This window comes from Duncaniella sp. (genome assembly GCF_029056165.1).
Lineage (GTDB): Bacteria > Bacteroidota > Bacteroidia > Bacteroidales > Muribaculaceae > Duncaniella.
Window position 1 is genome coordinate 49032 of the sequence record NZ_JAIDBW010000034.1, and the last position, 12453, is coordinate 61484.

10 protein-coding genes are annotated in these 12453 nt (G+C 50.2%); 8 read left to right on the plus strand and 2 right to left on the minus strand.

All coding sequences use genetic code 11. The features are described from left to right. The 8 genes from K2G41_RS07060 to K2G41_RS07095 form a co-directional block, all read left to right on the plus strand. Window positions 1-735 (plus strand): hypothetical protein (locus tag K2G41_RS07060; RefSeq protein WP_300116772.1); only part of this gene is annotated, 735 nt, incomplete at its 5' end. Window positions 736-887: 152 nt separating this feature from the next. Then, on the plus strand, window positions 888-4229 hold the full coding sequence (locus K2G41_RS07065) for a pectinesterase family protein (protein ID WP_300116774.1): 3342 nt from the start codon (window positions 888-890) through the stop codon (window positions 4227-4229). A 1069-nt stretch (window positions 4230-5298) separates the two neighbouring features. Then, window positions 5299-5559 (plus strand): 50S ribosomal protein L28, encoded by a 261-nt coding sequence (rpmB, locus tag K2G41_RS07070; protein WP_123614065.1) that lies wholly within the window; start codon window positions 5299-5301, stop codon window positions 5557-5559. Between the two features lie 4 nt (window positions 5560-5563). After that, window positions 5564-5752 (plus strand): 50S ribosomal protein L33, encoded by a 189-nt coding sequence (gene rpmG, locus K2G41_RS07075; RefSeq protein WP_107033239.1) that lies wholly within the window; start codon window positions 5564-5566, stop codon window positions 5750-5752. An 11-nt stretch (window positions 5753-5763) separates the two neighbouring features. Beyond that, the gene (locus K2G41_RS07080) at window positions 5764-5913 is read left to right on the plus strand and encodes a DUF4295 domain-containing protein (RefSeq protein ID WP_123614064.1); all 150 of its coding nucleotides are present in this window, start codon (window positions 5764-5766) and stop codon (window positions 5911-5913) included. A 374-nt stretch (window positions 5914-6287) separates the two neighbouring features. After that, window positions 6288-8222, plus strand: a complete 1935-nt coding sequence (locus tag K2G41_RS07085) for a glycogen debranching enzyme N-terminal domain-containing protein (RefSeq protein WP_300116777.1) — start codon at window positions 6288-6290, stop codon at window positions 8220-8222. A gap of 13 nt (window positions 8223-8235) precedes the next feature. Further along, a complete protein-coding gene (locus tag K2G41_RS07090) occupies window positions 8236-9495 on the plus strand; it encodes a glycosyltransferase family 4 protein (protein WP_300116779.1) in 1260 nt (419 codons plus the stop codon). A 64-nt stretch (window positions 9496-9559) separates the two neighbouring features. Continuing rightward, window positions 9560-11017, plus strand: coding sequence for a glycoside hydrolase family 57 protein (locus tag K2G41_RS07095; RefSeq protein WP_300116780.1), 1458 nt, complete (start codon window positions 9560-9562; stop codon window positions 11015-11017). A 160-nt stretch (window positions 11018-11177) separates the two neighbouring features. Here K2G41_RS07095 and K2G41_RS07100 read toward each other — a convergent pair whose 3' ends face one another. Next, window positions 11178-11339, minus strand: coding sequence for a hypothetical protein (locus tag K2G41_RS07100; RefSeq protein WP_300116782.1), 162 nt, complete (start codon window positions 11337-11339; stop codon window positions 11178-11180). A 38-nt stretch (window positions 11340-11377) separates the two neighbouring features. Beyond that, window positions 11378-12424 carry a vitamin K epoxide reductase family protein gene (locus K2G41_RS07105; RefSeq protein ID WP_300116784.1) on the minus strand — a complete coding sequence of 349 codons (1047 nt, stop codon included), beginning with the start codon at window positions 12422-12424 and terminating at the stop codon, window positions 11378-11380. Window positions 12425-12453: the final 29 nt, after the last annotated feature.

Sequence of the window (12453 nt, forward strand, 5' to 3'; positions counted from 1 at the left end):
ATCCGCAACATCGCCTTCACAGCCGTTGATGGCGGATCAGAGGGTAGCGATCAGGCAGGTGAGCTTGAGGAGCAATCTACTGTACTCTGCTACTGGCCCGCTGACGCAGAGTATGGCGACACCGGCAATGCAGAAGTGGATGGCAAAATGGGCGACGGCAACCTCATCAAGTGGACCAACGGCATGAGCCTCGTTCTCGAACGTACCGACAAGTCTTACTCAAGTGCAGAAAGCATTCTCATCAACGAGGAATCATACAAGACCATCAAGCTTTCAAACGGTGCCATGAACACTCTCCATGCTCCCGAAGGCTATGCGATCAACAAGCTTGCAATCTACAGCTACATCAATTATGACCGTGTGGCCAAGGGCAGCGAAGGCCGTGTATGCTACTGGAAACAGATCGGCGAGACTACCTATACTGAGGAGACCGCAACAATCCTCAAGGACTACAGCGATAACGCCAAGACTGATCCCGCCTATAAGAACAATCCTGACAAGGTTGAGGTCGCTCTCCCCAACCTGACTTCAGTTCAGCTCCAGAACACTGGTGAGCAGCTTTGCGTCGTGCTTGAAGTGACTTTCGGCAAGCTCCCCACATCAGGCATCGAGAATGTCGAGATCGCACGTCCCGTAATGGAAGACGGTGTGATGTACAATCTTCAGGGTATCCGTGTTGACGAGAACTACCGCGGTCTTGTCATCATGAACGGTAAGAAGTTCATCAAGCGTTAAGACAGTCCGTTCAGCTACTTTCACAAATGATTGAGAGAGTAGGGTAAAATAGATATGATTGGAAAGGGTGTGTCAACTTTTTAAGCTTGTCACACCCGTTTTTCAAAAAAAGTCCAGTCAATTCACCATTCACCACTTAAAATCAGTACACAATGAAAACATTAAAAAGTCTGACCTGCATGGGTGCGTTAATAGCGGTGAGCCAGCTTTGCGCTGCACAGACCGCTGTCACTCTTGCCCATTGGTCGTTCAACAATACATATTCTGTTACCGATGACGTGGCCACCCCTACGGCTACGGCTGCTTCAAGTTCATCCAACCTCCACGGACTCAAACTCAAACCCAACGAACAGACCGGATCGTCCGACACATGGCTGATGCCTTGGCGTCAGACCCGCACCGGTCAAGTGGCAGCGCAGGATGACAAGGGTGCGTATCTTGAGCAAGGTGCGATCAGCTGCGACGGATGTGCGATCCACCTGACAAGTCCTGTCCCTACGCCCAAAGAGCTATCCGCTTCATACGTGTGGGGCGACAAGACCGAGGCATTTCCTGACGGAAACTCCTATTCGTATCAGAATCCCTACAACTATTATGAGATCCGGACTTCCACCGCAGGCTACAAGGATATCCGTCTTTCGGTGAACGCTGCCGGTCACAACAGCCCGACGCAGTACTACGCCGTGGCTTATTCCACCGACGGAAACAACTGGACTCTTGCCGGTGACAGCTATCTTGCCGGTGCGTCCTATAAGACTTGGGTCGTGACTGATATTGATCTCCCCGTGGCCGGACAGGAGAGCGTCGCCATCCGTATCTTCCCCGCCTCGACTTGGAAAGGTCCGGGCGCAAGTGTCAGTCAGGATAATCAGTTCAATCTTGACGACGTGTATCTCTACGCCACTCTTGATGCGCCGGTGGCAAAGATCGGTGGATTCACTGTGGGTGATCTCGCCGCTTCGGAAGGCGTTGATTATGACTATGAGTGCAAACTCCCCATCGATTATACGGACTCTAAGGTCACTATCCGCCCGAATGTCGAGAATGCGGTTGTCAGTGTCACCGGTGAGGATATCGACGGTGACGAGATCGATATCACGGACAATGAGGACGGCAGCTACACCATCCGCACTCCGCGTGCGAATCAGTCCAGCTTCCTGACATTCAATATCAAGCCGACTGAGGGAGCTGTAGCCCTGAAGAGCCGATATACACTCCGCGTCCTCCATCTCGGCGAGGCGCAGGTCGCTTCTCTTTCGCTTGACAATACACCCGTTTCTGCGGCGATCCTGAAGCAGCTCAACACCGCCGATGCCTTCGCTGCTACATTCAGCGGGAATGTCTATACGTCTGTTCCGGAGCTCAAGGCTACTATGGCCGACGGTTCGATCCCCGCTGTGACATCGAGCATTGAATCCGGCAAGGTTGTCTATACGCTTGAATCCGAAGGCCGTAAGTTCACTCTTACTGTTGAAGGTGTGCATATCTACAATCCCGGTGAGAAGGATGAGCGTGTGGTGATCAACTACACTACTGACGGAAAAACCGGTACCGGATGGAGCAACGGCCTCTATACTCTCGAATGTGCAAGTCTTGACGGATGGAACGGCACGAAGTTCAAATTCAATTCGACTGACCATACATTATCAGTACCTGCCGGAGTGATCGTCAAGCAGTTCATCCTGTCAGGATTCTCGGCCAACTACGGTAACGGCGAGGGTCTGACCTCTCTCAAGAGTGAGGGCGCGACTGCTTATGTGCCTTCGCGTCACAACTTTGTGCGCGGTGAGCTTTATGATCTCGTCTGCATGCTTGAGGACCATAAGCCCGGTGCTCCGATCGAATTTGTGCTTACCGGAGGCAACCAGCCCTATGCCGCTATCGAACTTGTCATCGAAAAGACCAATCCCGGTACTAATCCGCAGCTTGTCGGCAAGGATGTCAAGGTAAATAACAATCACGCAGTAGTGACGCTGACTTTCGACCGCGAGATGCGTGACACCGAGGCAACAGTCAACGGCACCAAGGTCTCGGCCGAAGGCGGAGCTACTGTTCTCAACTTCAGTGTATGGAATCTGGATTATAATTCGACAAACGCATTCACTGTTGCCGCCGGGGCTGCCTCTGACTTCTTCGGCAATACCAATCCCGAAGCCATCGTCTGCGAGATCGTCACCGCTGACCGTCCTGTGGCTACCAAGCAGGCTTACGACTATGTCGTTTCTACTGTCGATGAATTCAAGGCCGCGCTCTCTGCTGTCAATGCTTCTAATAAATCGGTTGATTCCGAGCGCAAGATCATCTTCATCCTCAACGGTGATTATAATTTCGAAGGCGTAGAGCAGCGTTTCCAGTGCTACAACGTGTCGCTTATCGGTGAGAGCCGTGACGGAGTAGTGCTCCGCGGCACACGCAACGGTATCTCCAACCCTGTCCTTAACCTCCGTGACCGTTCCGGCTTCTATCTTCAGGATCTTACCCTCCGCAATGATTTCAACTACGGCATGGCCGATAAGAATTCCGGTCAGGCGGTGGCTGTCTATGGCGGCAACAAGACCATCATGAAGAATGTGCTCATGCTCGGCAATCAGGACACTCAGGTGACCGGAGAGCGTGCATACTTTGACCGTTGCGAGATCCACGGTACTGTCGATTTCATCTGTGGCGGCGGCGATAACTTCTATGACCACTGTGACCTCGTGCTTGAGGACCGCAACGGTAATGTGATCGCTGCTCCCAATTCCGTGGCATCACTCCGCTGGGGCTACGTGTTCAGCAACTGTACCATCTCGGCTGTGGATGGTGCGAAGGAAGTGGTTGACGGTAGCTATCATCTCGGACGCCCTTGGCAGAACGAACCCCGTATCTACTACATCAACACCCGCATGAATGTGCTCCCCGCATCTGCCGGATGGACAAGTATGGGCACTCTTCCCACCCATTTCTATGAGTTCGGCTCTACTGATAAGGACGGCAAGCTCCTTGATCTCTCCGAACGCAAGAACTCTCCGACGAGCACCAACAGCTATTCACCCGTGCTGAGCGAGGAAGAAGCTGCACGCTTCACCGTGACCAATGTCCTCGGCGGTACTGACGGCTGGCTTCCGACTGACTATACGGAGCTTACCGAGGCTCCTGACGCAAGCCTTGCCGACGGCAAGATCACTTGGAGTGAGAATCCGCAGGTACGCACGACTGTGATTTTCAAGGACGGCAAGTATCTCACCAATACTTCCGAATCAAGCTTCGTGCCTGAAGGCGATGGCATCTACACTCTCCGCTCTGCCAATGATATGGGTGGTCTAAGCATAAAGGCTACCGAGGTCAACATCTCTAATTCGGGTATTGCCGGGATTAGTGCCGACGGTGACGTTGTCAATGTCGAATACTTCAATCTTCAGGGCATACGTGTCAGTGCGGACTACAGAGGTATAGCCATAAAGGTGACCACATCTGCCGATGGCAAGTGTGAGGCCGTAAAAGTGGTTCTCTGATGGTACAGTTTCTGTTTTAAACAGTACATAGTATTTTCCCAGAAGGTGTACGTGGCCGATTGGTTGCGTGCACCTTTTGCTTTTTTCCTTTAAATCTGTGTCATAGATCTGTATTTCATGGAGTTCTTTGGTTTTATTAATAATGCAGTTTTGATTAATGCAGTTTTGATCCCTTTCTCTTAACTCCTGCAAAGTTAGTGTCGGAACTTACTCGAAAAGATGCGATGATGAAAAAATGTAATTAAAAATATGCCGAATGATAGATTTTTAACTAAAAGCTATTGTAAATGATAAAAAATTAATATATTTGCGAAAGTATAAGTTTTTGCTTGTTTTTTACAAAATAAATGCCGTTAATCTTATGATTTGTTTGTCATGAGAAGTGCCTATGTTTTCTTCGTCTTGGAAGTTATCTCATCAGGTGCTTAAACCGGTGAAGTGCATTAATGTAACTATTTATAAGCCATGATCCTTCTAAAATTCATCCTTACCTTTCCGAATCTGCTTGCAGTTTCATTGTTGTCTATTATATGTATGATAGTTAACAAATATTCGAAAGTGTATTATCCGTGTCCTCCCCATAACGCATTTGTGCAGAAATTGCTGGCATTACTGATAATTGCTATCTTATGGCTGGTGGTTCTTCTCCTGATGCATTATGTATTCGGCTATACATTCAGGGATATTTTCCCGAATAATCCGATATATGATGAATAATAGGGGACGTTTTCAATGAACCGAACCGATTGGAAATTTATGGTCTGTAGATATTTGTGATAAACAACGTATCCTACAGACCATATTAGTCTGATGAAATTCGTATGCTATGCGGAATAGTCGCTTCACCGAGTGAGATGAAGTAAAAATATGTGAGTCATAGCTAAAAAGAGTGAAAAAACTTTGGCCAAGCGGGAATAAATGCTTAACTTTGCAGCCGAGTTTTGTGGCACATCCTTGGAAAAGGGCTTTGAATGATGCACTTAGCCCTGATATGAGAAGGGAGATGGCGGCCACAAGACGCTGTGACTTATATTATTAGTTAATAACAAAGAGATAAAAACCAACAGCCATGTCAAAAATTTGTCAGATCACAGGCAAGAAAGCAATGGTGGGCAATAATGTGTCGCACTCAAAGCGTCGCACTAAGCGCAAGTTTGATGTAAATCTCTTCAACAAGAAATTCTTCTGGGTTGAGGAGCAAGCTTGGATCACCCTTACCATTTCAGCCGCAGGCCTTCGCACCATCAACAAGAAGGGTCTTGATGCTGCTATCAAAGAAGCAGCCGCAAAGGGTTATATAACTGAAATCAAATACTTAGACATTTTATAAGAAGATGGCAAAGAAAGCTAAAGGAAATCGCGTTCAGGTCATCCTCGAATGCACCGAACACAAGGCATCAGGCATGCCCGGCACTTCGCGTTACATCACAACGAAGAACCGCAAAAACACTACTGAGCGTCTGGAGTTGAAGAAATACAACCCCATCCTCAAGAAAGTTACCGTTCACAAAGAAATTAAATAATTTACTGACTCATGGCAAAGAAAACCGTTGCATCTCTGCAAAAAGGCGAAGGCCGCACCTATAGCAAGGTCATCAAAGTCGTTAAGTCGGCAAAGACCGGTGCATACACCTTTCAGGAACAGATGGTTCCTAACGATGCTGTAAAGGATATCCTTAAATAAGGATCATCCCCACCTCTATCCACGACACTATTGTGACGAAAAATATACCCCGGACCGGCATTCGATGTCGGTTCGGGGATTTTCGTATGTTAAGCCTCATGATTTACGACGAAAGTTCCGGAAACTGTTAAAATGACACGACTTTGTGTTGTGTAACATAGCCCCACAGCAGGACTGCAAAACATTATTTAATTTTCACGCGCAAAGTTTGCTTTTATCGGAATAAAAGTATAAATTCGTGACTTGATAACGGCGATCTTCCCGACGGTCAAGCTATAATCTTCTCTTCATCTCTCCGGCCATTCGACAGAGCCGCTTCAATTCTAATAATTAATCGCTATCGAATCTAACAATCAAATAAACTTTACCCTTACATGAGCTATCTTAAATTTGATAAAAACCTCATGATTAACTTGGAGCAGTCACTCCCGAAGGAAATGCTCCGCACTAATCAGTCGGGTGCTTATCACTGCACGACGATAGTGGATTGCAATACCCGCAAGCAGCACGGACTCCTCGTGGTCCCTGTCCCGGAGCTGGGCAATTCATGGCATGTCATGCTATCGTCACTCGACCTGACGGTCTATCAGCACGGTGCTCCCTTCAATCTGGCTCTCCACCGCTACCGCGGCGGTGTCATGAGCCCTAACGGACATAAGTATATCCGTGAGTTTGATTGCGAGAGCGTCCCCCGTACCACCTATCGTGTCGGAGGTGTCATTCTCACCAAGGAGAAAATATTTATCTCCAACGAGAACCGCATCCTCATCCGTTACACTCTCGTCGAGGCACATTCGCCGACGACTCTGCGTTTCCGCCCGGTGCTTGCGTTCCGTGACGCCAACGAGCTCTGTGTGGCCAACAATGCGCTTGATCCCACCATCCCGGAGATCAAGAACGGTGTCTCGGCCTGTCTCTATCCCGGCTATCCCCGCCTCTACATGCAGTTCAGCCACAAACCAACGTGGACTTACGAGCCCAACTGGTACAATGGCTTCGAGTATGTCAAGGATCTCGAACGCGGTGTGCCTTACTGCGAGGATCTCTGGGTGCCCGGTTATTTCGAAGTGCCCATCAAGAAGGGTGAGTCAATCATCTTCTCGGCCGGACTCAGCGAGGTGGCTCCGCGCTCGCTCGCCAAGATGTATGAGGCTGAGATCGCACAGCGCACCTGCCGCACGTCGTTCTTCAACTGTCTGAAGAATGCTGTCAAGCAGTGTTACCTCCGCGAGAAGGACTCGATGTATCTGCTCTCAGGTTATCCGTGGGGCAAGATTCTCGCCCGCAACACTTTCATGGCCGTCCCCGGTGCGACTATCGCCATCAATCACCGCGACGATTTCCACAGGATCACCGATACCGCCCTCAAGGCTCTGAAACATTTCATGGCCACTGGCGAGCACGACAAGCGTATAATCGGTATCGATCTCCCTGACGTCCCCCTGTGGGCTGTGTGGGCACTCCAGCAGTATGCCAAGGCTTACGGTCGCGATGAGGCAAAGGAAAAATATCTCCCCGTAATCCGTGAGATCCTCAACTATATACTCGGTCAGAATCATCCCTTCCTCAAGGTGGATGACAACGGTATGCTCGTCACCGAAGGCACTGACAAACCGATGTCGTGGATGAACGCTTCGCTCGGAGGCCGCCCCATCGTAGCGCGTTCAGGTCTGCTCGTCGAGTTCAATGCTCTTTGGTATAACGCACTCATCTTCGCGTCAAAACTCTCCGAAGGTACGCCTGATGAAGAGAAGTTCCGCGACATGGCCGAGAAGATGGCAGCACCTTTCGTGAACACCTTCCTCAATGACTACGGTTATCTTTACGACTACGTGAACGGCACGTACGCCGATCCGTCTGTCCGTCCCAATATGGCTATCGCAATCGGTCTCGACTACTCGCCTCTCGACCGCCGTCAGCGCAAGAAAGTGCTCGATATCGTCACCCGCGAGCTCCTTACTCCTAAGGGTCTGCGCACGCTCTCACCCAAGAGCTACGGCTATCGTCCGTGTTACCTCGGATCGCCCGAAGAGCGCGAGATGGCTCTCCACAACGGACCTGCCCGCCCTTGGCTCATGGGCTTCTACTCCGATGCTTATCTGAAGGTGTTCGGCATGAGCGGTGTCAGCTACATCGACCGTATGCTCATTGGATTTGAGGACGAGATGACCAATGGCTGTATCGGTTCGCTCTCGCAGCTCTACGATGCCAATCCTCCCTTCACAGGCCGCGGTGCCATCAGCCATGTGACCAATGTGGCCGAAGTGCTCCGTACGCTCACTACACTCAAGAAATTTATAATGGACTAATCTTCACACCCCCATGAAAGCTTTAATGTTCGGGTGGGAATTTCCCCCTCACATCCTCGGCGGTCTCGGTACTGCCAGCTACGGTCTCACTAAGGGTATGTGGGAGTGTGGCGATATGGACATCACTTTTGTAATACCCAAGCCTTTCGGCGATGAGGAGAAGCACTTCGCCCATATCATCGGCATGTCGCAAGTCCCCGTCGCATGGCGCGACGTAAGCCGCGACTATGTCGAGCAGCGCATCGGCAATGTCATGGATCCGGATCTCTATTTCCGTCTGCGTGACCATATATATGCCGATTTCAACTATATGCGCACTAACGATCTCGGTTGCATCGAATTTTCCGGCCGTTATCCCGACAATCTTGTCGAGGAGATCAACAATTACTCCATCTGTGCCGGAGTCGTTGCGCGCACGATTGATTTTGACATCATCCATTCGCATGACTGGCTGACCTATCCCGCCGGCATCCACGCCAAGCAGGTGTCGGGCAAGCCGCTCGTGATCCACGTTCACGCTACGGAGTTCGACCGTTCACGAGGGAAGCCCAATCCCACTGTGTTCGGTATCGAGAAGGACGGCATGACACATGCTGACCATATCATCTGCGTGTCAAACCTCACACGCGACACCGTGATCAATAATTATGGTATAGATCCGGCCAAGGTCACCACGGTCCACAACGCCGTGACCCCGCTGACCCCCGAACAGCTCAATGTGCCTGAGCACAAGAGCAAGGATAAGGTCGTGACCTTCCTCGGACGTATCACCATGCAGAAAGGCCCTGAATACTTTGTCGAAGCAGCCGCCAAGGTGCTCAAGAATAATCCGAACGTGCGCTTCGTCATGGCCGGTAGCGGTGACATGATGGACAAGATGATCCTTCTTGCCGCCGAGCGCGGTATCGCGGACCGTTTCCACTTCCCCGGATTCCAGCGCGGCAATCAGGTCTATGAAATGCTGAAGGCGTCGGATGTCTATATCATGCCTTCCGTCTCAGAACCGTTCGGCATCTCGCCGCTCGAAGCGATGCAGATGGGTGTTCCCTCCATCATCTCCAAGCAGAGCGGTTGTGCAGAGATCCTTACCAACGTCATCAAGACTGACTATTGGGACATCGACGCTATGGCCGATGCCATCAACTCGATCGTCACTTATCCCGCCATGTATCAGCAACTGCGCGAGGACGGTCTAGCCGAGGTCAACCAGATCACTTGGGACAAGGCCGGACGTAAGGTCATAGATATATATAACAAGGTGTTAAATAAATAATAGTGGTGGCGAGATAAAAAAGCAACGTTTCGTAGCCCCACGACCAATTATACAGACATAAATCATGAAAGCAATTTGTTTTTATTTTCAGATCCATCAACCATTCCGTCTGAAAAGATATCGCTTCTTCGACATAGGCAACGACCACTACTATTATGACGATTTCGCTAACGATGACATCGTCACCCGCATAGCTCAGCGCAGCTACATCCCCGCAGCCGAGACTCTTCTCCGCATGATCGAGGGGAGCAACGGTAAGTTCAAATGCGCTATCTCTATCACCGGTACCGCCCTCGAACAGTTCGAGCAGTATGTTCCTGAGTTTATCGACCTTCTCAAGAAACTCTCCGACACCGGTTGCGTTGAATTCCTCGCCGAGACCTACGCTCACTCACTGGCATCGCTCGCCGATCCCGATGAGTTTGTAAATCAGGTGAAAGTTCATGACGAGAAGATCAAGGAGCTTTTCGGCCAGACTCCCAAGGTACTCCGCAATACAGAGCTTATCTATAGCGACGAGCTTGCCCCGCAGATCCTCGCTATGGGCTACAAGGGTGTGATCACTGAAGGTGCCAAGCATATCCTCGGATGGAAGTCGCCCAACTATGTATATTGTGCAGCTTCCGCACCCAAGCTCAAGATCCTTCTCAAGAATGACAAGTTCTCATCCGATATCGCCGACAATTTCTCGAATACTTCATGGGAGGAATATCCCCTCACCGCCGATAAGTATATCGACTGGATCGCATCCACTCCCGCTGAGGAGCAGATCGTCAACCTCTTCATGAATCTTGAAGTGTTCGGCGATTTCCAGCCTCGCGAGACCGGTATCTTCCAGTTCCTCGAAGCACTTCCCCGTTTTGCTGAGGAGCGTGGCGTAGAGTTCTGGACTCCCACAACAGCTGTCAGCAAGCTCAAACCCGTCGCAGAGCTTTCAGTTCTCCATCCTATCTCATGGGCCGACGAGGCACGCGACACTTCCGCATGGCTCGGCAACAAGCTTCAGAACGAGGCTTTCCAGAAGCTCTATTCTGTCAGCGAACGTGTCCGTCTCTGTGAGGACCGCCGTCTGAAGCAGGACTGGTATTATCTTCAGGCTTCCGATCATTTCTTCTACATGTCCACCAAGAACATGCACGATGGTTCGGTTCACTCCCAGTTCTCGCCCTACGATACTCCTTTCGATGCGTTCACCAACTACATGAATGTACTTGCTGACTTCATCGTACGAGTCGAGGAGCAGTACCCCATGTCGATCGACAATGAGGAACTCAGCTCGCTCCTCACCACCATCCGTAATCAGGAGCGCGAGATCGAGCATCTCAACAAGGAGGCTGAGTCAATGCGTAAGAACATCGAGCATTTCAATGAGGAGCATCTTCTCCGTGAAAATGCCGGTAAGGACGACGCTGAGGATGCAAAATCCGCAAAGCGTGCATCAAAGGCAAAGAAGGCTGATGATGCTCCCAAGGCAAAGCGTGGCCGCAAGGCAAAAGCGGCCGATGATGCAGCCGAGGCCTGATCGTTCAACTGAAAAGGACAATTTGTCAAAATAAAAATCCCATCCGGCTAAAGATTCAGTAGCCGGATGGGATTTTTATTTTGACAAATTGGTTTTATATCGTTATCCGAATTTTTATCTTCGGATATATGGATTCTGAATTAGCAGTGTGGCGTGGTGCTTACTTTGCGTAGGCGGTTGCCGTCGTGGTTTTCGATGCGGCGATGGTCTCAAGCTGTTCGGGAGTGAGGACAGTGTGTTTCTGAGAGAAGCGCAGGGCATTCATCTCGCGTGCGGAGAGCTTTACGGCACTCTTGAGGTTTGGGCGTGTGATAGTTTTCATAATTCGATAGGATTTGCTGATTTGGAATCAATTATCGCTTAACGGGACGAGAGGCTGTCGGCACTATCGTTGTCATGAGTATCCTCTGAGCGGTCAATCAATGGCAGAAGCCGGTTGAGACCGAGCAGGACGGTCAGATAGGTCACACCGAGAACGAAGAACTCGATTTTAAGCGGGAAGATATCTTTGAGCCATCCGCCTCCCAAGTAGCAGAAAAACAGTAGCCACAGCGATGCCTGCACGCTGACGCAGAGTGTACACCACACCTTTGCGCGGAATTTCTGATACCAGATGCTCCAGAATGTGAAAGGCAGACAGCAGACGTTGCAGGCAGCAAGATATTTGATCCATTCAGGAAACATCAGCAGTGTGAGTAAGCTGACGGAAAAATATGCGAACCCGACCTCGCTCCATCCGAATATCCCGAAGAATTTCGACGCTTTCATTTCAAGTACGCTGTCGCAACCGCCGGCTTCGAGGACACCGCACACGCGGTCAGCCGCGGCATTCTTTATTTTGACAGACTTCTGGACGAGCATGTAGGTGAGCCACAGGCCGAATATGTCAACAGCAGCCACTCCCCATAGCGAGAGATGGCGGTAAAGATCGTTGGATATGAAAAGATAGGCGAATAGAGCCACGATGCCTGCTGCAAGTACCCATGCCTTGGCTTTGGTAATGAACCTGTCACGGATATGTGAGCCGTAGTCAGGTTCGACTGACTTATCATCGGGATAGGCGAGGAGCACCACGCCATCCCAAGCCTCTTTGAAATCCTCCGTGTTGACGGTTTCGCTTTCACCTTGGGTGAGATAGGTGATACTTTCCGGTGTGATGGATGTCACGATCACAAAGCCTGCCCCGGTATGAGCGATGAAAGGGATCGGGAGTGAGTTTAACTCTTCGGGACTACCGATACGCATGGTCTCATTCTCGATGCCGTAACTTTCAAGTAGTTTCGAGAAGCCGAACAGTGTTTTGAACGGCATCTGTGAGAAACGTGAATCCGAATAGTCCTCTGTATGTTTCACTCCGAGTTCCCGGAGGAAATCGCTGAAAATAGTATTTGTGCCGTCGGTCGTCATCGTTGCAGAAGTCTTTGGAAATGGTTTTT